The organism is Nonomuraea sp. NPDC049158 (assembly GCF_040648335.1).
Taxonomy (GTDB): Bacteria; Actinomycetota; Actinomycetes; order Streptosporangiales; family Streptosporangiaceae; genus Nonomuraea.
In genome coordinates this window covers 104,650-124,724 of the sequence record NZ_JBEZDM010000024.1, presented here as the reverse complement: position 1 = coordinate 124,724, position 20,075 = coordinate 104,650, and the positions used below count along the sequence as shown (strand labels likewise).

The window sequence follows — 20,075 nt, the reverse complement described above, 5'->3', positions numbered from 1 at the left end:
TAGCGGGGTGAGGCTTGGCCTGAGTGAGGGAGGCCTGGTCGAGCTGAGGCTTCGTCTTAGCGGGGGCAAACGAAGCCCGACTCGTAGGCGGCGATCACGGCCTGGGTGCGGTCTCGCGCGCCCAGCTTCGTGAGCACGTTGCCGACGTGCGTCTTGACGGTCTCCTGGCTGACGACCAGCTCGGCGGCGATCTCGCCGTTGGACAGCCCCTTGGTCATCAGCCGCAGCACATCACCCTCGCGGCCCGTCAGCCGCCCGATGCCGGGCACCGAGGCGGGCCGGGCGTCGGTGGACCGGCGGCCGGCCAGCGTCCGGATCGCGGCCGGGAACAGCAGCGACTCCCCGGCCGCCACCAGCTTGATCGCGTGGACCAGCTCGTCGGGCCTGGTCCGCTTGAGCAGGAACCCGCTGGCGCCCGCCCGCAACGCCTCGTAGACGTAGTCGTCGTTCTCGAACGTGGTGACCACCAGCACCTTGGGCGCCTCGTCCATGGCCACCAGACGCCGGGTGGCCTGGATGCCGTCCACGGCGGGCATGCGTACGTCCATCAGGACCACGTCGGGCCGCTCACGGCGCACCACGGGCACCACCGCGGCACCGTCACCGGCCTCGCCGACCACGCTCAGCCCCGGCTCGGCATCGATGATGACCCGCAGACCGGCCCGGATGAGATCCTCATCGTCGGCGATCACGACCTTGAGCGTCACGACCCCGACCGCCGAGGCGTCGATCGCAGGGGCGTCGATCGTGGCCGTGCCGACTGTGTCCGTGCCGACTGTGGCGGTGTCGACCGCCGGAGCGTCGACCGCCGGAGCGTCGACCGCCGGAGCGTCGACCGCCGGAGCGTCGACCGCCGGAGCGTCGACCGCCGGAGCGTCGACCGTGACGGCGCCGACCGCGACGACACCGACCATGGGGGTGCCGACCATGGGGGTGTCACGGAACCGACCGTGGATGTCATGAAATCGACCGTAGCGGCAGCCGGACGGACACGCGCCAGCCGTCCTTCACCGGTCCCGCCTCCAGATCGCCGCGCAGCAGCCGGACACGTTCCCCCATACCGGTCACACCGCGACCTCCCGACCGGCCGCCAGGTTCTGCGCCGGACCCGGTGGCCGTCCGGCCGTCCGGTTCCGCGCCTGGCCGCTTGGGCTGCGCGCTTGACCGATGGGTCTGTTTGGTCTGTGCGCCTGACCGGGCGCCGTTCGCGGTGGTCCTGTTGGTGATCTCCAGCCTCAGGTCGTCGTCCTGTACGGCGACGGCCAGGCGTACCGGCCCCTGGCCGTGTTTGATGGCGTTGGTCAGTGCCTCCTGGACGATCCGGTAGGCCTCCCTGGAGACCACGGCGGGCACGCCGGTCAGGTCGCCCACCTCGCGGCGCACGTCGGCGCCGGTGGCGGCGGCGAGGTCGCCGAGATCGGCCAGCGTCGCCTGCGGCGGCCCGGCCTCCGGGGGCGGGGAGCCGTCGCGCAGGACGCCGAGGACGTGGTCGAGGTCGTCCAGGGCGGCGCGGGCGGACTGCTCGATGGCCGCCAGGGCCGTCCTGGCCGTCTCCGGGTCGCGGTCGAGCACCCGCCCGGCCGCGGCGGCCTGGAGGGTGACGACGCTCAGGGCGTGGCCGACGGAGTCGTGCAGTTCGCGCGCCAGCCGGTTGCGCTCGGCCAGCGTACGGGCCTGCCGCTCGGCCGCGGCCAGTCGTTCGCCCGGGGTGGGGCCGAGCAGCACGGGGGCCAGCCGGGCCAGCAGGGCGCTCGCACCGGCCGCCACCAGCACCACCGCGCCGAGCACGGCCAGCCCGATCAGCGACCAGTACAGCGCCGCCCAGCCCGGCTCGACGTCGAACCCCAGCAGGCGCGCGGGCCCGCCGACGAACGGCACCGCGAACGTGAAGACCGTGAACGGAATCCCGGCCAGCGTGAACCCGCTCGCTAAGCCGCCGATTCCCAGGTGGAGGGTGTACCAGGCGGTCGTGCGCCACCGTTCCTCCCACGACCGGCGCGCCTGCCTGGGCGGCGTCTCCACGCCGGCGCCGAGCAGCCCTTGGGCGGCGCTCACCTCCAGTGCACGTACCGGCAGGAACAGCCCGCTCAGCGCCACCACCGGCAGCACCGCCACGAACACCCCGAGCTGGGCGGGCAGGTACATGTTGACCGACTGGCCCTGGAGCAGGCCCGACGTCAGGACCCCCGCCATCATGTACGGCATCAGCAGCGCGCCGCCGAGGATCAGGCACGCCCATCGCCGGGGCAGGTTCCATCTCACACTCGCGATTGTATGTCGACAGTTATTCGCTCTCGGTGGAATGCGCCTTTAGAGAAATGCGCCCCCAGCGAAAAGGAGCTGGAATTCCGGCGGTCCGGGTCTAGCGTCGTTGAATAGTTCGAGAGAAAGGCGATTCCATGACGGAGACCCAGCGCGCGGCCTGGCCTGACCAGGTAAGCCAGCGCCTGCTGAAGGAGCGCATACTTGTTCTCGGCCAGGAGGTCGACGACGAGATATGCAATCGGCTGTGCGGCGAGCTCCTTTTGCTGGCGGCCGAGGATCCGAATCGGGACGTAACGCTTTACATCAATTCACCCGGCGGATCGGTGACCGCGGGGATGGCTCTCTACGACATGATGCAGTTCGTCCCGTGCGACGTCGCGACGGTCGCGATGGGCTTCGCCGCCTCCATGGGGCAGCTGCTGCTGTGCGCCGGCGCCCCCGGCAAGCGCTACGCCCTGCCCAACGCGCGGATCGTCATGCACCAGCCGCTCGGCGGCATCGGCGGCTCGGCCACCGACATCCAGATCCAGGCGGAGAGCCTGCTCTACACCAAGCGCAGGCTGGCCGAGATCATCGCCCAGCACACCGGCCGGCCGCTGGAGCAGATCCAGGCCGACTCCGACCGCGACCGCTGGTTCACCGCGCAGGAGGCGCTCGAATACGGATTCGTCGACCACCTGGCCGAGGGGATGAACTGACATGAGCGGACGTTACGTGCTGCCCTCGTTCACCGAGCGCACCTCTTACGGCATCAAGGAGATGAACCCGTACAACAAGCTGTTCGAGGACCGGGTCATCTTCGTGGGCACGCCGATCGACGACACCAGCGCCAACGACGTGATGGCGCAATTGTTGACGCTGGAGTCGCTCGACCCCGACCAGGACATCAACATGTACATCAACTCGCCGGGCGGCTCGTTCACCGCCATGACGGCGATCTACGACACGATGCAGTTCGTCCGGCCGGAGATCCACACCGTCTGCATCGGCGAGGCCTCCTCGGCCGCCGCGGTGCTGCTGGCGGCGGGCACGCCGGGCAAGCGCGCCGCCCTGCCGCACGCCCGCATCCTGCTGCACCAGCCCGCCACCGAGGGCGGCCGGGGCCAGTCGAGCGACATGGAGATCCACGCCAGGGAGATCCTGCGCATGCGCGACCAGCAGGAGGCCATGCTGGCCCGGCACACGGGCAGGACGGAGCTGGAGATCAGGAAGGACATCGAACGGGACCGGATCTTCACGGCCGAGCAGGCGCGCTCCTACCAATTGATCGACGACATCTACGCCTCCCGGAAGCGGACACTGACCAAGGCCCGCTGAAGCGCGGAAGCGGACACCGACAGCCGCTCGCCGCTCGCCGCTCGCCGCTCGCCGGGCGTCCGGCGAGCGGCGAGGGGGAGGGCGAGGACGTGCGGGGCGGCCTGCTTGAGCCTGGTGTGTAGCGGCCGCCCCGAGCCCTTCGGGACCAAAGGGGCATCCCACCTGACCGACTGCGAAAGCAGGACATATACGCTTCTGGCGGTTCTCAGGGGAAATCGGGGGAGTGGCGTGCCGCTGGAGCATGTGGTGTTGGTGTTGGCGGCTGCCCTGTGCGCGGGCTGGGTCGACGCCGTCGTGGGCGGTGGCGGGCTGGTGCAGTTGCCCGCGGTGATGGTGACGGGCATACCGCCCGTACAAGCGATGGCCACCAACAAGCTCTCCTCGGTCTTCGGCACCGCCTCCGCCGCCGTGACCTACGCGCGCACCACCAAGCTGGACCGGGCGGTCGCGCTGCCCGGCGTGGGGCTGGCCGTGGTCAGCGCCGGGCTGGGCGCCCTGGCCGCGGCCGCGATCTCGGCCGACGTGCTGCGCCCCGCCGTGATGGCGGTGTTGATCGGCGTGGCCGCCTTCGTGACGCTGCGTCCGGCGATGGGCTCGGTGCCGCAGCCTCATCTGCGGACGAACGGCCGCATCGTGGCGGCCGTGACGATCGCGGGCGTGGGCATCGCCTTCTATGACGGCATCATGGGACCGGGTACGGGGACGTTCCTGATCATCGCGTTCACCACGATCCTCGGGCTCGACTTCGTGTCGGCCTCCGCCTCGGCGAAGATCATCAACACCGGGACCAATCTGGGCGCGCTGTTCGTGTTCGCCTGGCAGGGGCACGTGCTGTGGGGGCTGGGCCTGGGGATGGCCGTCTGCAACGTGGCGGGCGCGCAGGTGGGCGCCCGGATGGCGCTCAAGCGCGGCACGGGCTTCGTCCGCGTCGTGCTCTTGTGCGTGGTGGTGGCCATGGTGATCAGACTGGGCTGGCAGCAGTTCGGCTAGTACCTGACCGGCTTAGGGGCTGAGCGGGCCGGACTCGACGGACCACGACCCGACCGGCTAGGACCCGCCTGGTTCGAACCTGGCTCGGACCCGACCGGCTACGAGCCGACCGGCTCGGCCGTACGAGTGCGCAGCGCGGTCGCGGCCAGCGCCACGAACGCGGCCAGCAGTGCCGGTACGGCCAGCGCCCGCGGCAGCCCGGAGAGCTCGGCGATGCCCCCGATGAGCACCGGCCCGGACAGGAACCCCAGATAGCCGATGCTCGCCACCCTCGCCAGCGCTCGCCCCGCGAACGCCGGATCACGGTGCCCGGCGGCGGAGAACACCTGCGGCACGATGCACGACAACCCCGCCCCGAAGCACCCGAACCCGGCCACCGCCGCCACCGGATGCCCGATCGTCAGGGCCAGTCCCAGCCCGGCGGCGGCCAGCAGCCCGCACCCGCGCACCAGCGCCACCGGCCCGAAGCGGGCGGCCAGCCGGTCCCCGGCCAGGCGACCGGCCGTCATCATGATGGAGAACGCGGCATACCCCGCCGCCGCGAACCCCGCGGACGCGGCCAGGTCCTCCCGCAGGTAGACCGAACTCCAGTCGGCCGCCGCGCCCTCGCCCACCAGGCAGCAGAACGCCAGCACGCCGAGGAAGAGAATGCCCTTGGGCAGCCTTGGGCGTACCCCGTCCACGGAGATCACCGGGGCGGGACGGGAGCGCAGCGCCCAGGCCGCCGCCCACGCGGCCAGGAGCGCGACCACCGCCCCGACGGACAGGAACGTGACGGTGGGGGAGAGCGCCAGGTGCGCGAACAGCCCGCCGGTCGCGGCGCCCGCGAACCCGCCGATGCTGAACACCGCGTGGAACGACGACATGATCGGCCGCCCCCACGCGCGCTCCACCTCCACGGCGTTGGCGTTCATCGAGACGTCCAGCACTCCGTGCACCACGCCGAAGCCGAACAGGGCGGCGGCCAGCGTGCCCAGGTTCACGGCGTAGGCGGGCAGGACGAGCACGACTCCCTGGAGCAGCGCGGCCGGGATCATGACGCGGCTGCTGCCGTAGCGGTCGACGAGGCGGCCGACCGCCTGCATGCCCACTACCGCTCCGGCGGCGATGGCCAGCAGCGCCAGGCTCAGCCGCCCGTCGCTCAGCCCGAGATTCTCCTTGATGGCCGGAATCCGGGCCGTCCAGGTGCCCACGGCGGCCCCGGCCAGGAAGAACAGCAGATAAACGGCGACCCGGGCGCGGCTCACGGCGACTCCTGGACGAGATGAACGGCTACCCGGGAACGCTTCACTGTGACTCCTGTACGAGGCGGACGGCGACGCCGGCGGCCGCCAGGGCGTCGTGCTGCTCGCGCGGAATGCCGTCGTCGGTCACCACCACGTCGAGTCGCGAGATCGGGCAGACCGCGCCGAACGCCGTCCTGGCGAACTTGCCCGAGTCGCACGCCACGATCACCCGCCTGGCGGCGGCGATGGCGGCCTGCTTGACGGCCACCTCCGGCAGGTCGTGGGCGGTCAGCCCGTGCTCGGCGGACAGGCCGCAGCAGCCGATCACCGCCGTGTCGAAGCGCAGGGCCTTGATGGAGGTCTCGGTCAGGGGGCCCATGAAGTTCAGCTCGCCCTGCCGTACCTCTCCGCCGGGCAGCACCAGCCGTACGCGCGGCGCCGCGGCCAGCAGCGACACCGACTGGAGCGCCAGCGGGAGCACGGTGAGCCGGCGCTCCAGCAGCGCGCGCGCCACTTCCAGCGCGGTCGTGCCGCCGTCGAGCAGCACCGCCTCGCCGTCGGCGATCAGCCCGGCCACCTCGGCGCCGATCCGCTGTTTGGTCTCGACCGCCTCGCGCTCCCGCACGCCGAACGGCGGCTCCTCGCCGCGCAGCAAGAGGGACAGCGCGCCGCCCCTGACCCTGCGCAGCACGCCCTGCTGGGCCAGCTCGTCCAGGTCGCGGCGGATCGTCATCTCCGACACGCCGTGCTCGGCGGCCAGTTCGGCGACCGAGACGCTGTCGTGGGTGCGGAGGGTGTTCATGATGGACATCACACGTTCCATGTGTTCATACAAACATGATGAATGTGCGCAATACAATGGGGCCATGCGCGCCAGCCGTCTGCTCTCCCTCCTGCTGCTCCTGCAGGCGCGCGGCCGGATGACCGCCACCGACCTGGCCGCGGAGCTGGAGGTGTCGGTCAGGACCGTCTATCGCGATGTCGAGGCGCTGTCGGCCGCCGGCGTGCCGGTCTACGCCGATCGCGGCCCGGCGGGCGGCTACCAACTGCTCGACGGCTACCGCACCCGGTTGACCGGGCTGACGGCCGAGGAGGCGTCGTCGCTGTTCCTGGCCGGCCTCCCGGGGCCGGCGGCCGAGCTGGGGCTGTCCGAGGTGGTGGCGAGCGCTGAGCTGAAACTGCTGGCCGCGCTGCCGCCCGAGCCGCGCTCGCACGCCTCCCGGATGCGCGAGCGCTTCCTGATGGACGTGCCGGGCTGGTATCGCGACGCCGACGACGTGCCGCATCTCAGCGAGGTGGCCGCGGCGGTATGGGAGCAGCGGCGGCTGCGGATGACCTACCGGCGCTGGGGCCAGCAGGACGTCGAGCGGGAGGTGAACCCCTACGGCCTCGTGCTCAAGGGCGGCTCCTGGTATCTGATCGCCGCCCCCGACGGGCAGAGGCCGCGCACCTACCGGGTGGCGCGCATTCTGACGCTGGAGACCCTGCCCGGCGGGTTCGACCGGCCCGAGGGCTTCGACCTCGGCGACTTCTGGCAGGACTACTCACGCGAGTTCCGCGAGCGCATGTACACCGCCGAGGCCGTCATCAAGGTCGCCCCCGGCACGGACAGCCTGCTCGCGTACACGATGGGCAACGACGTCGTCACCGCCGCGCTGGCCGAGGGCGGCGAGCCCGACGCGGAGGGCTGGCGCACGCTCACCGTGCCGATCGAGTCGCTCACGCACGCCCGCTGGCTGCTGCTGCGGCTCGGGGCGAGCGTCGAGGTGCTCGGACCACCCGAACTGCGCGCGCTGATGGCCGAGGCGATCGCGGAGCTCGGAAAAATCTACGGCTGAATCCGGGCGATTCTGCCACGATGCTCCACATGTATCTCATCGCATTCGTGGGCGCGTGCATCTTGGTGGCGATGGTTCCCGGGGTCAGTACGGCGATCATCCTCAGACAGACCCTGCGGGCCGGGCGCGGCTCCGGCCTGGCCGCCACCCTGGGCAACGAGGCCGGCATCCTGATCTGGGGGCTGGCCGCCGCGTTCGGCCTGTCGGCGCTGGTGCTGGCCTCGCAGGTGGCCTATGACGTGATGCGCGTCGCGGGCGCGGTCCTGCTGGTCGTGATGGGCGCGCAGTCGCTCTGGCAGGCCCGCCGCAAGGACTCGCCGCCGGTCGAGGTGGACGCGGTCAGCGGGCGGCGCAGGTCGTTCCTGGCCGGATTCGGGACCTGCCTGGCCAATCCGAAGGCGGCGGTGTTCGCGATGTCGTTCCTGCCGCAGTTCGTGCCGCGCGGGCAGGACGTCCCGCTCACCCTGGTCACGCTCGCCGTCGTCTGGGTGCTCGTGGACCTGCTCTGGTACGGCCTGCTCATCTGGACCGTCGCCAAGGCCAAGGCGTTCCTCGGCCGCCCGGCGGTCAGGCGGCGGCTCGAGCAGGTCTCCGGCGTCGTCCTCATCGGGCTCGGCCTGAGGCTCGTCCTGGATTCGCGATGACCGGCCGCAGGACGACGTTAAGGGGATTACGTTAAGGGGATGACGAACGACCTGGCGACGCTGATGCGGCAGGCGCAGGACGAGGATCCGCTGCGGGCGCTGCAGGCCACCACCGCGCTGCGGCACGAACTCGAGCGCATGGAGGCGGTCCAGGTGCGCCGGGCCAGGGTCGCCGGGCTGCCGTGGGCGCAGATCGCCAACGCGATCGGGGTGAGCAAGCAGGCCGTGCACAAGAAGTACGGCAGGGGCTAGCGTTCGCGCCATTTGCCGAGGAGCTGGGGCAGTTCCCGCTCCACGTACTCGAAGTAGTCGCGCATTCTGGCCAGGTTCGCGCCGGCCGCGGTGCCGTCGCCGCCGACCGCCTCGACCGCGGCCGACGCCTCGCCGGTGATCTGCCGGAAGATCGGCATCTTGGTCAGCGTGAGCTCGTACCAGGCGTCGTCGGGCAGGCGGTAGACGTCGCGGCGGGACCCGGGCACCGGCTCGCGCACCACCAGGCGCATCTGCGTGAGCAGGCGTACCGCGCCGGAGATGGCGGCCGGGCTGACGCCGAGCCGCTCGCCGAGCTCGGCGGCCGTCAGCGTCCGCTCCTCGGCCGCCATCATCGTGAACAGCACCCGCGCGGCCATGGGCGGCAGGCCCCAGTCGGAGAAGATCCGCGCCATCCGCTCGACCGCGTGGCGCACGGCCTCCTCGTCACGACTCACAGGCGGATTCTACCGAGATGCGGGCCACTGCTCCCGTCTTCAGACGGGATCAAGGGCTTCACGAACGGGCGAGGTTCGCCGGCGATCTGAGAGTGGCCGGCCGGGTTCTGGGCGGTCAGTCGGGGGCCTTCACGGTGGCGATGCCGAGCGTGCTGGTCATCGGGAGGATGCCCGCCTCGAAGACGGCTCCCAGGACCGGCTGGATGAGCTGAGCCAGCCGATCGGCGCGCTGCTCGCCCAGTTGCCGCCACGGCTCGGCGGCCAGGTCGTCGGTCATCCGCTCGACCTGGTCGCGCAGTGCCCGGCCCTGGTCGGTGGCCTGGCCGTCGGTGTCCACCAGGCCGCGCCCGGCCAGCCGGTCCTGGGCGGCGGCCCACTCGCTCTCGCTCCAGCCGCGCCCGGCGAAGTTGGCCACCGGGGCGCCGCCGATCGCGGCCAAGGAGACCAGCGACTCGCACGGGTCCAGTTCCGCCGCCTGGAGCGCCACCAGGTGGCCGTCGCCGCGGTGCTCGCGCAGCACGGTGGCGGCGTGCCAGAGCACCAGGTGCGGCTCATCGGGCCAGGGCAGGTCCAGGTTGGCGGCGGCGAACGGCCGTCCGCCCACCGTCACGCTCTCAGCCACCTGCCGGGCCAGCTCAGCGGCCTCGCCGAGCGCCTCGACCTTGTCGCCGAGCATGGTCCGGTAAGTACGGTCCACGGCCCGATGGCGGGCTCGCAGCACCTCTTCGGGGCTCGCGGTGTCCCAGACGGCCGGAACATGTTCGGCGATCGTCCGCGGGCTGAAGCTGTAATAGGTGGCGAAGGCCAGGTTCGTGCCCGCACGGCCCAACGGCGCGGTGCGGTAGGCGAAGTAGCTCGGCCAGCGCGACTCCACGTCGTAGCCGATCGCCGCCGCCTCCTCGAAGGCCTGCGGCGAGAAGTACAGCGCCGCGTGGATCGGCTCCAACTGGTGCCACATGCGCCGGGCGACTCTTCCATCGATGGACATGCCGATTCCTCACTGTCTAGGTAGGCTACGACAGTGACGATAGACTCCTGGCGCATCACTGGTCAATCGCAAATAGACAGTTATGTTGGCCGGTGGGTGGAGCTCGCCGTCCTCCTGGTGAACGTACTGGCCGTGGGTGAGGCGCATGGGCGCGACCTTGAGCCGCCGGCCGACGGGGCCGCGCGCCGTGCCGCCGTACTCGATGCCACGGCGCGCCTTGAGCGGACGCCCGCCGCAGCGCTGACCGCCGCCGACGCCGACCACCTGGCGGACGTGGCCACCGAGCTGCGGCCCGTCTTCGGCGGCGGTCCCGATTCCGTCGCGTCGCTCAACAAGCTGCTGGTGCGGTACGCGGCCGTCGCCCACCTGAGCGGCGAGCCGCCCAGGCTGGCCTTCCATCAGCCGGGGGCCTCGCTGGTCGACGCCTGGGCCGCCGACATCGGCACCGCCCTGGCCATGGTGATCGGGGTGGGGCAGGGGGTACGGCTCCGCTCGTGCGAGGCGGACGGCTGTTCGCTGGTCTTCTTCGACGTGACGCGTAACGCCTCGCGGCGCTTCTGCGGGCTGTCGTGCCAGAACCGCGCCAAGGCCAGCGCGTACCGCGCCCGGCGGCGGGCCTAGCGAGGGCCGGCCGGGGAGGCTATCGGCGGGCGAGCGCGAGGGGCAGTACGACGTGGTCCACGAGTCGCCGGGCCAGTTCGCCGTCGACGGGCTCGCCGCTCACCAGCGCCCGGAAGAACAGGACCGCCGGGCCCACCTGCCACAGCAGGTCGGTGTCGGCGCTGCGGGACAGCTCGCCCCTGGCCCAGGCCCGCTCGAACACCTCCAGCGTCAACCGGCGCCGGGTCGCGACGTAGTTCTGCTGCACCGCGCGGGCCAGGTCGGCGTTGTGCGGGAGCTCGCCGACCAGCCCGGCGACGACGTCGCCCAGGCGGGCCAGCTCGCCCACCAGCGACTCCATCAGCCCGAGCAGATCGGCCCGCAGCTCACCCGTGTCGGGCGCCACCGGCGTGGTGGAGACGGCGTTGACGAACGCCGCCACCACCAGTTCCGCCTTGGACGGCCAGCGCCGGTAGACGGTGTGCTTGCCCGCCTTCGCGCGTGCGGCCACGGCGTCGATGGTCAGCCGGTCGTAGCCGGTTTCACGCAGCACATCGAGCACGACGCCGAGCAACTCGGCCTCGCGCGCCGGCCCGCCCCGCAAGGGCGTCACGGACATGACTTCAAGAGTAGGCGTCAGCGCTGCCGGACTGTCAGGTCCATAGTGATGTAGTCACTGTCACCATCGCTGACCTTCGTCACCTTGACGAGACCGATCGTGCTCTGGCCGAAGACGCACACGAGTCTGCCTTTGGCCTGGTCGGCTTCATAGCTGTCCCTGTACTTGGTGTTGTGCACGGCCGTGACGGCCGCGCCCGCCACGACGCCGAGCCCGAACGTACGGCGCGTGCGGGCCGGGGAGGCGAGTGGCGGGGCGATTACCAACATCTCTTCGCGAAGAAGTGTTTGCGAAGAGATGTTGGCAATCTAAGGTGGGGGCATGACGTCAGTCGTAGTTCTCGATGCCAAGGGCCTGCGGGCCCTCGCCCACCCGGTGCGGGTGGAACTGGTCCAGTTGCTGCGCAAGTACGGTCCTTCGACGGCCACCCGGCTGGCCGAGCGCCTCGGCGTCAACTCCGGTACGGCCAGCTACCACCTGCGCAGGCTGGCGGCGGCGGGCTTCGTCGAGGAGGACACCGAACGCGGGAACGCGCGGGAGCGGTGGTGGCGGGCGGTGCACGAGGTGACCCGGCTGACCTCCAGCGACGTGGCCAGGCAGGAGCCCGAGGCGCTGATGGCGTACCTGCGCTCCGTGGCCGCCGCGCACAGCCTGCTGACCCAGCGTGCGCTGAACGAACTGCAGACCATGCCCCGCCCCTGGTTCGACGCCTTGGACATCAGCCATTGGGCACTCCGCCTCACCTCGGACGAGGCGGGGCGGCTGCGCGAGGAGCTGCTGTCCGTGATCGACCGCTATCGGCGCGACGCGTCCGAGGAGCCGGCTGAGGGTGCCGAACGGGTTTCGCTGGTCATGCACCTGCTGCCGGAACCGGACGGATCGGAGGCGGATCTGCCATGACTCCTCCTGTGGCCGGGCGGTCCTTACGCCCCCTGGCCGGCGTCCTGGCCGCCATGGCGATGTCGCTGACCGGCACCCGGGTCTCAGCCATCGCGCTGCCGTGGTTCGTGCTCGTCACGACCGGCAGCGCCGCCATGACCGGGCTCGTGGCCTTCTGCGAGATGGCTCCGTACGTCCTGGTCAAGCTGCTCGCGGGGCCGCTGGTCGATCACCTGGGACCGCGCCGGGTCTCGTGGGTCGGTGACGTGGTGGGCGCCGCCGGAGCCGGGACCGTGGCGCTGCTGCACGCGCTCGACCTGCTGGCCTTCCCGGTGTTGCTCGGCCTGGTGGCGCTGATCGGCGCGGCTCGCGGACCCGGCGACCTGGCCAAGGAGATCATGGTGCCGGAGGCGGCCGAACGTGGCCGGATACCGCTGGAGCGGGCCGCGGCGCTGTCGGGCGTGACCGAACGCCTGGCCGCCACCCTGGGCCCGGCGATGGGCGGGGCGCTGGTGGCGTTGGCCGGTCCGCTGGTGGGGCTGGCGCTCAGCGGGGCCTGCTTCGCGCTCGGCTCCGTCGTCATCGTGTGGACGCTGCCACGCGCCCAGGCACCGGAGGCGGTCGCTCAGACGGCAGACAATCAGGGCGCCGCTCCAGTGCCGGAGGCTGGCGGGCCGAGCCCCGTACGGGAGCCTGGCGAGGGCCCGGTCCGTGATTCGGCGGATGGTGAGGGGGAGCGGGCGGCGGGCTACTGGCGGCGGTTCGCCGAAGGGGTCGCCTTTCTGCGCGCCGAGCCGATGCTGCTGGCCCTCACCCTCATGGTCGCCGTGACGAACCTGCTGGACGCCGCGTTCGCGCAGGTACTCGTGCCGGTGTGGGCCCGGGAGTCCGGCCACGGCCCGGCCGTGATCGGGCTGAACAGCGCCGTCATGGGATTGGCGGCGGTCGGCGGGAGCCTGGTGGCCGCCGCGGTGGCGCACCGGATGCCGCGGCGGGCGGTGTTCTTCGTGGCCTTCCTGGTGGCGGGGCCGCCGAGGTACCTGGTCCTGGCGATGGACGCGCCGGTGTGGGTGATGCTGGTCGTGTTCGCGGTGAGCGGGCTCGGCGGAGGGCTCATCAACCCGATTCTGGGCGCCATCCTCTTCGAGCGGGTGCCGCGCCGGCTGCTGGGGCGGGTCAACGCGCTGGGAGACTCGCTGGCCTGGGCCGGGATTCCACTGGGCGGGCTCATGGCCGGCGCGGCGGTGGCCGCCGCCGGACTGTCACCGGTGCTGGTCACGTGCGGGGCGGTCTATTTCCTCACCATTGGGCTGACCGGGTTGCGCCGTGAATGGCGGCAGATGGACCAGTCTCGTGGTGTGGGCTCGCCCTCGGCGCCGGCATCAGTGGAGAGCAGCCGCAGCCCATGACCGGGCGGGGGATGCCAGCCCCGACGGCCTGTCCGGCGAGCACTAATCTGTGGACGTGTCCTCCTACCTCACCCTCAGCGCCGCCATCGAGCACGAGACGGAGGCCCGCCGCTCCCGTTTCGTCTGCGCGCTCGCCCCGGCGAGGACACCCGCGGAAGCCTCGGCCTTCATCACCGAGCGCCGCCACCTGCACCCGAGCGCCTCCCACAACTGCACGGCCTACGTGATCGGCGACGACCGGAAGGGCGACGACGACGGCGAACCAGGCGGCACCGCGGGCACGCCCATGCTCCAGGCCCTGACCGGCAGAGGCTTCAACGACGTGGTGGCGGTGGTGACCCGCTACTTCGGCGGCACCCTCCTGGGCGCGGGCGGCCTGGTCCGCGCCTACAGCTCCGCGGTGACGGAGACCCTGGACCAGGCGGTACCGATCCGGATGATCCCGGCGATGCTCATGGAAGTAACAGTGGCCCACGACCAGGCGGGCCGCATAGAGAACGACCTACGGGCATCGAGACACCCGATCAGGGAGGTGTCCTACGGCAGCAAGGTCGTCTTCACGGTGGCGGTGGCGGACGACGAGACGGCGACCTTCACGGACTGGCTGGCCACCCTGACGGCAGGCAGGGCCCAGGTGACACCGGGCAACAGAATCCACGTAGCTGGTTAAGAACGCGGCCGTAACGGCGGCCGACCCCGTGCGGGCTCAGCGGCCGTGTCCCTGGAGGCCCTCAGCCACGTACGGCGTCTGGGCCCTACCGTGCTTGCCGTAACAAAAAACGCCGTAACAAAAACGCCGCGACAACGACCTGGAAAGTCACCCCTCGAGGGCGTACTGCATGACGCGGAACTTCGCTTGCGCCTCGGCGAGTTCGGAGCTCGGGTCGGAGTCGCCCATGATGCCGGCGCCCGCGAACAGCCGCGCCCGGCGCCCCCGGACGATCCCCGACCGCAGCGCGATCCCCCACTCCCCGTCCCCGTGCGCGTCGATCCACCCGACCGGCCCCGCGTAGCCCGCGCGGTCCATCCCCTCCAGCTCCCGGATCACCTTGATGGCGGTGTCGGTGGGCGTGCCGCCCACGGCCGCGGTCGGGTGCATGGCGGCGACCACGTCGAGCACCGACGCGCCGTCGGCCAGGCGTCCGGTGACGTGGCTGGCCAGGTGCTGGACGTTGGGCAGCATGAGCAGCTCCGGCTCGTCGGGCGTCTGCAGCGACGAGCACAGCGGGGCGAGCGTCTCGCGTACGGACGCGATCGCGCACTCGTGCTCGTGCCGGTCCTTGGCCGAGGCGAACAGCGCCGCGCCGCGCGCCAGGTCGTCGGCCGGGCCGGTGCCGCGCGGCGTGGTGCCGGCCAGGACGAGCGACTCGATCTCCTTGCCGGTGCGCCGGATGAGCAGCTCGGGGGTGGCGCCGACGAGGCCGGCGACGGAGAAGGTGTAGCAGTCGGGATAGCGCTGCGCGAGGCGGTCGAGCAGGAGGCGTACGTCGATCGGCCGCTCGGCCGTGGCGATCAGGTCGCGGGCCAGGACGACCTTCTCCAGTTCGCCCTCGCGGATGCGCCGGGAGGCCTGGGCGACGACATGCTCCCATTCGGGGGCGGACAGGCTGCCGTCGCCGTAGCTGATGCGGCCCGGATCGCGTACGGGAGCGAGGGGTTCGAGGCGCGCGTCGCCGATGGTGGTGAGCCAGGCGCGGCCGTCACGCCGGGCGAGCACGGCCTGCGGCACGACGAGGACGGAGCCGGCGGCGTTCTCGTCGAAGGTGAAGGAGCCGAAGGCGACGGGCCCGACGCCGGGCACGCCACCGGGACCGTCGAGGTAGGCGTCCATGTGGGCGTCGCCGAACAGGTCGGCGAGCCACCGGCTCGCCCAGGCGAACCGGTCGGGACCTGCGGGAACGGCCACCCGCGCGGCCTCACCCCAGCCGACGAGTCCTTCGCCGTGCCTGATCCAGGCGTAAGGGGCGGCGGTCCGGGGCAGGGAGGCCAGCAAGTCACCGGGGTCACCTATGGGGGTGGTGCGAACCGGTAGCGGGCGGGTTGTTCCGAGCGCGACACTCACCCAGACACTCTATGCGGGAACTGAACACGTTCGACTGGGACCCCCGTGAATGACCGGTTACGGTCAATGAACCCAGATAAAGGGGGAACCCGCATGATATTCGGAGCATCCCCATCGGATCAGGACTGTCAAGCAGCGATATGAACACGGTCCCGAGATGGCAGATGTTGCCTTAACGACATAGTCGGCCTCCGCGCCCATCCCTACTTTGGGCCGCATGATCACTCGTCTCACACCCCTCTTCGCCGCTGCCCTCGTTCTCCTCGGCTCCGGTACGGCCCACGCGTCCTCGGCGGAGCCCGTCCCAGAGGTCATGGCGGCGTTGGGAGACTCGGTCTCAGCGGGGTTCAACGCGTGCGGCTGGTACGTCTCGTGCACCTCCCGCTCCTGGTCGGCGGGGGACAACGCCGAGGTGAGCAGCCATTACCTGCGACTGGCCGGGCTGAGCCGGTCGATCATGGGGCACAACCGCAACTTCGCGGTGCCCGGGTCGACGAGCGCGGACCTGATGGGTCAGGTGAAGCAGGCGATCACCGCCAAGGCGACATACGTCACAATCCTCATCGGCGCCCAGGACGCCTGCAAACCGGCGGAGAAGGACATGACGCCTGTGCGGGTCTACCGGCAGCGGCTCGACGCGGCTCTGGCGGAGTTGCGGGCCGGGGTGCCGGGGGTCAGGGTGTTCTTCGCCAGCATTCCCGACCTGCGCCGGTTGTGGCAGGTCGGCAAGAGTAACGCCCTGGCGCGCACGTTCTGGACGCTCGGCAGGATCTGCCCCACGATGCTCGCCTCCCCTTCGTCGGCCAAGCCCGCGGACGTGGCGCGGCGGGCCCGGGTACGCGCGCGGGTGATGGACTACAACCACGAGGCCGCCGAGGCGTGCGCGACGCTCGGACCCGCGTGCCGTACGGACGGGGGCGCGGTGTTCGCCTACCCGTTCACGCTCGACCACATCAGCAAGTGGGACTACTTCCACCCCAACGCCCAGGGACAGCGGACCCTGGCGCAGTTGACGTTCAAGAACGGTTTCGAGTGGATCGACGTGCTCTGAGGCGGGCTCTGAGCTGTGCTCTGAGCGGCGCTGGTCATCTGTGCGGCGGCGGTCAGCGGCACTGGGCGAGCATGGCGTTCTTGTCCGCGCGGGTGACGGGCAGGTCGTACTTGAGCGCGACCTGGGCGAAGCGGGTGACGTAGGCGCAGCGGATACGGTGTTGCGGCGGCAGCCAGCCCGCCGGTCCCGAGGCGTCCTTCTGCTCGTTGGCGGCGCCGTAGACGGGCAGCAGGTTGAGCGGGTCGTTGGCGAAGTCGAGGCGCTTGGACATCGACCAGCGCGGCGTGCCCATCCGCCAGCCGTAGGCGAGCGGGATGACATGGTCGACCTGGATCTCGTCGGCGTGGTCCTTGCGCCATTCGATGGTCCGGCCGGTGTAGGGGTCGGTCAGGATGAGGGAGACGACCTCGCAGCGGGAGCCCTGGCGATACTTGACGTCCTGGCCGTCGCGGGCGAGCAGGTCGTCGCGGGTGCGGCAGCCGTTGCGGGCGTACGGGACGCCGGTGGCGGTGTCGGCCCAGTTGTCGCCGTACCTGGTCCGCTCGTAGCCGGTCTTGGGGCCGCGGCCCTTGACCCGGAGCCGCTTGATGAGGGTGCGGGCGCTGGCCCGGTCGGCGTCGGTGGCGATGGGGGCGAGTCCTGGGCGGGTTCCGCTGGTGTTGGTGAGCGGGCTGGCCGCGGTGGCCGGGCTGGTCTTGGTGCCGCCGACGAGGGAGACGACCAGCACGCCCCCTACCAGGAGGGCGATCGTTTCCTTTGTGCTCAAGTACGCCTCCGGGATTCTTGGGCACAGGTTCTCTAGAGATCAATTCCCGACATTGCGGTGTTTGACACGGTGAGAGGTTTGAGGCGGCAGAGGGAGGGGTGTATGGCGCACGGTCCTGTTGATCCGGATGCTCCATGCCTCCGGAGGCAGCGGGCGGAAAAGGCGGTGGCCGTTTCTCTGTTGCGGAGTAATGATGTAAGCAACTGAGAAGGGTGTCGTCATGGATGATTACTCCCGCGTCGTCTCCTCGGTGGCGGCCGAGCTGCTGCCGAAGGTGGCCAGCGTTCGGGCGGACCGGGGCAGCGGGTCGGCGGTGGTCTTCACGGCCGACGGGTTCCTGCTGACGAACGCGCACGTGGTGGGCTCGTCGAGGGCGGGCACGGTGGCGTTCGCCGACGGGTCCTCGGGTGAGTTCCTGGTGGTGGGGCGCGACCCGCTGTCCGATCTGGCGGTGATCAGGGCGCAGGTGCCCACGCCCGAGCCCGCCGTCCTGGGCGACAGCGACGAGCTGGTGGTGGGACAGCTCGTGGTGGCGGTGGGCAGCCCGCTGGGGCTGGCCGGTTCGGTGACGGCCGGCGTGGTGTCGGGACTGGGACGGTCGTTACCGGCCCGGAGCGGTCAGGCCGTACGCCTCATCGAGGACGTGATCCAGACCGACGCGGCGCTGAACCCCGGCAACTCGGGAGGGGCGCTGGCCGACTCGCGGGCGCGGGTGGTCGGCGTCAACACGGCCGTGGCCGGCGTCGGGGTCGGGCTGGCCGTGCCGGTCAACAGCACGACGCGGGCGATCATCGCCACGCTGATCAAGGACGGCCGGGTACGCCGGGCCTACCTCGGGCTGGTGACCTCGCCGGCGCCGCTGAGCGAGCCGCTGCGGCGGCGGACCGGCCAGGACAGCGCGCTGCGGGTGATGGAGGTGATGCACGGATCGCCCGCAGACCGGGCCGGCCTGCGGGCGGGGGATCTGGTGCTGAGCGCCGACCGCCATCCGGTGGGCGACGCGCAGAGCCTGCAGCGGCTGATGTTCGCCGAGGCGATCGGGCGGCCCCTGCCGATCACGGTCCACCGCAACGGGGCGCTGGTGGACGTCATCGCGGAGCCGGTCGAGCTGACGAGCCGTACCTGACCGGCGTGGCGAGCGGTACCTAGAACCACTCCGGCCGCCCCGACGCTCGGCCCTGTGACGTCCGCCCGGAACGATCGGGGGCGCGGACGTCGTCAGCCGGCCGTCAGGAGGACCGCGGAGTCCGCGCGGGCTCGGCCGCCATCGGTGCGGATTCCGCGGGTGCCGGTTCGGCCGAGGCCGGTTCCGCGGGCGCGGGCGCGGGCGGCGTCGGCTTGACGTAGGTGCCGTTGCGGCGGGCCAGGAGCTCCTCGAACAAGGCGTCCCACTGCGCGCCGATGACGTCCACGTCGTACGTGTGCGCCGTCTCCAGCGCCCCGGCCGCCAGGCGGCGGCGCAGTTCCTCGTCCTCGATGACGCGCAGGAGCGAGGTGGCGAGGTTGGCGTTGGTACGCGGCTTGACCAGCAGCCCGTCGACCTCGTCGGTGATCATTTCCTTCGGCCCGTGCGGGCTGTTGAAGCTGACGATGGCCAGCCCCTTGGCCATCGCCTCCAGGATGGTCATCGGGAAGCCCTCGTGGCGCGAGCTGAGCACGAAGACGGACGCCTTCTCCAGCTCGGCGCCGACGTCGGAGGTGGCGCCGGGCAGCTCGATCTGGCCTTCGAGACCCGCGTCGATCACCTGCTGGCGCAGGTTGTCCTCCTGGGGGCCGGCGCCGAAGATGCGCAGCTTCCAGTCGGGGTGGGTCTTGGCGACCTCTTCCCAGGCGACGATGAGCCGGTGGAAGCCCTTGAGGCGGGTCAGCCGGCCGACGGCGATGACGACCTTGGAGTCGAGCTTGGCCACGTCGCCGGTCATCGGCGGTACGGCGTTCGGGATGCGGATCAGCCGCTTCGGCTTCTTGGGCAGCGCGGCGCGATAGTCACGCAGGTCGGCCTTGGTGAGGGTGGCCAGGGCGTCGAAGCGGCGGTAGCGCCACTTGATCAGCTCCTGCACCGCCTCCGGCTGGGTGCGCAGCGCGACGTGCTCCTGGCCGATGGTGATGACGCTCGGCAGCGCTAACTGGGCCATCGCCAGGTTGAGGCCGGGCCTGGTGGAGATGAGGATCCCGGTGTCGAGCGAGCGGATGTAGCGGGCCAGCTTGAGGTCGGTCCAGAGGTTGAAGCGGTGGAACGCCGACTCCTCGGGCGGGATGATCTTGCTCGGCCTCTTCGACAGCATCGCGCGCACCGGGTCCGGGCCGGGGTTCAGCCGGTCGTCCAGGAAGCGGAACTTGACCCGCGGGTCGATCGGGAAGAAGGGCTCCTCGGCCTCCTTCAAGATGCTGACGATCTCCACGTCGTGGTTCTCGGCCAGATAACTGGCGAGGTTGAAGACGGTCCTGATCGTGCCGCCCATGCCGTACGCGTGCAGGATCAGAATCCTGACCTTGTCCGTGGACGGCGGCGGCGCCTTGCGCACCTTGCGGCGGTTGTAGCCCTTGTACAGCCGGACCATCGCCGACCTGCCCTTGCGTGCCAGTGCGCGCACCTGAGAAGTCCCCCTTGAACCGAGAGTGTCACTACACAAGTGGCCAGTGGCGATCTGTGCGAATTCGCCACCGGCCTATTGTCCCGCTTCGGTGGAGTGTCCTGTCCATCCCCGAGGACT

23 protein-coding genes are annotated in these 20,075 nt (G+C 71.0%); 12 read left to right on the top strand and 11 right to left on the bottom strand.

The window, feature by feature from the left end; translation table 11 throughout:
* Positions 1–56 precede the first annotated feature (56 nt).
* The gene (locus AB0B61_RS38855; protein WP_358443144.1) at positions 57–929 is read right to left on the bottom strand and encodes a response regulator transcription factor; all 873 of its coding nucleotides are present in this window, start codon (positions 927–929) and stop codon (positions 57–59) included.
* 28 nt (positions 930–957) lie between these two features.
* Positions 958–2,262: a histidine kinase gene (locus AB0B61_RS38850; protein ID WP_358443141.1), complete on the bottom strand. Its 1,305-nt coding sequence runs from the start codon at positions 2,260–2,262 to the stop codon at positions 958–960.
* A gap of 137 nt (positions 2,263–2,399) precedes the next feature.
* Here AB0B61_RS38850 and AB0B61_RS38845 point away from each other — a divergent pair, with 137 nt between their 5' ends.
* The 3 genes from AB0B61_RS38845 (at position 2,400) to AB0B61_RS38835 (ending at position 4,572) form a co-directional block, all read left to right on the top strand.
* Complete coding sequence (locus AB0B61_RS38845) at positions 2,400–2,963, top strand: ATP-dependent Clp protease proteolytic subunit (protein WP_358443138.1); 564 nt, start codon at positions 2,400–2,402, stop codon at positions 2,961–2,963.
* A gap of 1 nt (position 2,964) precedes the next feature.
* A complete protein-coding gene (locus tag AB0B61_RS38840) occupies positions 2,965–3,582 on the top strand; it encodes an ATP-dependent Clp protease proteolytic subunit (protein ID WP_358443135.1) in 618 nt (205 codons plus the stop codon).
* Between the two features lie 228 nt (positions 3,583–3,810).
* Positions 3,811–4,572 carry a TSUP family transporter gene (locus AB0B61_RS38835; protein WP_358443132.1) on the top strand — a complete coding sequence of 254 codons (762 nt, stop codon included), beginning with the start codon at positions 3,811–3,813 and terminating at the stop codon, positions 4,570–4,572.
* A 98-nt stretch (positions 4,573–4,670) separates the two neighbouring features.
* Here AB0B61_RS38835 and AB0B61_RS38830 read toward each other — a convergent pair whose 3' ends face one another.
* Positions 4,671–5,819, bottom strand: coding sequence for an MFS transporter (locus AB0B61_RS38830; RefSeq protein ID WP_358443129.1), 1,149 nt, complete (start codon positions 5,817–5,819; stop codon positions 4,671–4,673).
* A 40-nt stretch (positions 5,820–5,859) separates the two neighbouring features.
* A complete protein-coding gene (locus AB0B61_RS38825; RefSeq protein WP_358443251.1) occupies positions 5,860–6,609 on the bottom strand; it encodes a DeoR/GlpR family DNA-binding transcription regulator in 750 nt (249 codons plus the stop codon).
* 55 nt (positions 6,610–6,664) lie between these two features.
* On the opposite strand from AB0B61_RS38825, the gene AB0B61_RS38820 reads away from it, so the two are divergent.
* The 3 genes from AB0B61_RS38820 to AB0B61_RS38810 are packed head-to-tail and all read left to right on the top strand — an operon-like array spanning position 6,665 to position 8,532.
* Positions 6,665–7,636, top strand: a complete 972-nt coding sequence (locus AB0B61_RS38820; RefSeq protein WP_358443126.1) for a YafY family protein — start codon at positions 6,665–6,667, stop codon at positions 7,634–7,636.
* 29 nt (positions 7,637–7,665) lie between these two features.
* On the top strand, positions 7,666–8,280 hold the full coding sequence (locus AB0B61_RS38815) for a LysE family translocator (RefSeq protein ID WP_358443123.1): 615 nt from the start codon (positions 7,666–7,668) through the stop codon (positions 8,278–8,280).
* Between the two features lie 39 nt (positions 8,281–8,319).
* Positions 8,320–8,532: a hypothetical protein gene (locus AB0B61_RS38810; protein ID WP_225291204.1), complete on the top strand. Its 213-nt coding sequence runs from the start codon at positions 8,320–8,322 to the stop codon at positions 8,530–8,532.
* On the opposite strand, the gene AB0B61_RS38805 is transcribed toward AB0B61_RS38810, so the two are convergent.
* Together AB0B61_RS38805 and AB0B61_RS38800 are read right to left on the bottom strand one after the other, a co-directional pair.
* Positions 8,529–8,987 carry a MarR family transcriptional regulator gene (locus AB0B61_RS38805; protein WP_358443120.1) on the bottom strand — a complete coding sequence of 153 codons (459 nt, stop codon included), beginning with the start codon at positions 8,985–8,987 and terminating at the stop codon, positions 8,529–8,531. The genes AB0B61_RS38810 and AB0B61_RS38805 overlap by 4 nt on opposite strands.
* A 115-nt stretch (positions 8,988–9,102) precedes the next feature.
* Positions 9,103–9,975 (bottom strand): hypothetical protein, encoded by an 873-nt coding sequence (locus AB0B61_RS38800; protein ID WP_358443117.1) that lies wholly within the window; start codon positions 9,973–9,975, stop codon positions 9,103–9,105.
* A 96-nt stretch (positions 9,976–10,071) separates the two neighbouring features.
* On the opposite strand from AB0B61_RS38800, the gene AB0B61_RS38795 reads away from it, so the two are divergent.
* Positions 10,072–10,596 carry a CGNR zinc finger domain-containing protein gene (locus AB0B61_RS38795; RefSeq protein WP_358443114.1) on the top strand — a complete coding sequence of 175 codons (525 nt, stop codon included), beginning with the start codon at positions 10,072–10,074 and terminating at the stop codon, positions 10,594–10,596.
* 19 nt (positions 10,597–10,615) lie between these two features.
* Here AB0B61_RS38795 and AB0B61_RS38790 read toward each other — a convergent pair whose 3' ends face one another.
* Together AB0B61_RS38790 and AB0B61_RS38785 are read right to left on the bottom strand one after the other, a co-directional pair.
* On the bottom strand, positions 10,616–11,194 hold the full coding sequence (locus AB0B61_RS38790; RefSeq protein WP_358443111.1) for a TetR/AcrR family transcriptional regulator: 579 nt from the start codon (positions 11,192–11,194) through the stop codon (positions 10,616–10,618).
* Positions 11,195–11,211: 17 nt separating this feature from the next.
* Positions 11,212–11,463, bottom strand: a complete 252-nt coding sequence (locus tag AB0B61_RS38785) for a hypothetical protein (RefSeq protein WP_358443108.1) — start codon at positions 11,461–11,463, stop codon at positions 11,212–11,214.
* A gap of 52 nt (positions 11,464–11,515) precedes the next feature.
* Here AB0B61_RS38785 and AB0B61_RS38780 point away from each other — a divergent pair, with 52 nt between their 5' ends.
* Genes AB0B61_RS38780 through AB0B61_RS38770 form a run of 3 tightly spaced genes read left to right on the top strand, consistent with a single transcriptional unit; the run spans position 11,516 to position 14,152 of the window.
* Positions 11,516–12,094 carry a helix-turn-helix domain-containing protein gene (locus AB0B61_RS38780; protein WP_358443105.1) on the top strand — a complete coding sequence of 193 codons (579 nt, stop codon included), beginning with the start codon at positions 11,516–11,518 and terminating at the stop codon, positions 12,092–12,094.
* Positions 12,091–13,482: an MFS transporter gene (locus tag AB0B61_RS38775; protein WP_358443102.1), complete on the top strand. Its 1,392-nt coding sequence runs from the start codon at positions 12,091–12,093 to the stop codon at positions 13,480–13,482. Before AB0B61_RS38780 ends, AB0B61_RS38775 begins: the two co-directional genes overlap by 4 nt.
* 55 nt (positions 13,483–13,537) lie before the next feature.
* On the top strand, positions 13,538–14,152 hold the full coding sequence (locus tag AB0B61_RS38770; RefSeq protein WP_358443099.1) for a YigZ family protein: 615 nt from the start codon (positions 13,538–13,540) through the stop codon (positions 14,150–14,152).
* A gap of 147 nt (positions 14,153–14,299) precedes the next feature.
* Here the strand turns inward: AB0B61_RS38770 and AB0B61_RS38765 are convergent, their stop codons facing one another.
* Positions 14,300–15,544 (bottom strand): isochorismate synthase, encoded by a 1,245-nt coding sequence (locus AB0B61_RS38765; RefSeq protein ID WP_358443097.1) that lies wholly within the window; start codon positions 15,542–15,544, stop codon positions 14,300–14,302.
* A 217-nt stretch (positions 15,545–15,761) separates the two neighbouring features.
* Between AB0B61_RS38765 and AB0B61_RS38760 the strand changes: the two genes are divergently transcribed.
* Positions 15,762–16,595, top strand: a complete 834-nt coding sequence (locus AB0B61_RS38760; protein ID WP_358443094.1) for an SGNH/GDSL hydrolase family protein — start codon at positions 15,762–15,764, stop codon at positions 16,593–16,595.
* A gap of 52 nt (positions 16,596–16,647) precedes the next feature.
* Here the strand turns inward: AB0B61_RS38760 and AB0B61_RS38755 are convergent, their stop codons facing one another.
* Positions 16,648–17,361, bottom strand: coding sequence for an HNH endonuclease family protein (locus tag AB0B61_RS38755; RefSeq protein WP_358443091.1), 714 nt, complete (start codon positions 17,359–17,361; stop codon positions 16,648–16,650).
* 220 nt (positions 17,362–17,581) lie between these two features.
* Between AB0B61_RS38755 and AB0B61_RS38750 the strand changes: the two genes are divergently transcribed.
* Positions 17,582–18,487, top strand: a complete 906-nt coding sequence (locus AB0B61_RS38750; RefSeq protein ID WP_358443088.1) for a trypsin-like peptidase domain-containing protein — start codon at positions 17,582–17,584, stop codon at positions 18,485–18,487.
* 103 nt (positions 18,488–18,590) lie between these two features.
* On the opposite strand, the gene AB0B61_RS38745 is transcribed toward AB0B61_RS38750, so the two are convergent.
* Positions 18,591–19,955, bottom strand: a complete 1,365-nt coding sequence (locus AB0B61_RS38745) for a glycosyltransferase family 4 protein (RefSeq protein WP_358443086.1) — start codon at positions 19,953–19,955, stop codon at positions 18,591–18,593.
* Between the last annotated feature and the right edge of the window lie 120 nt (positions 19,956–20,075).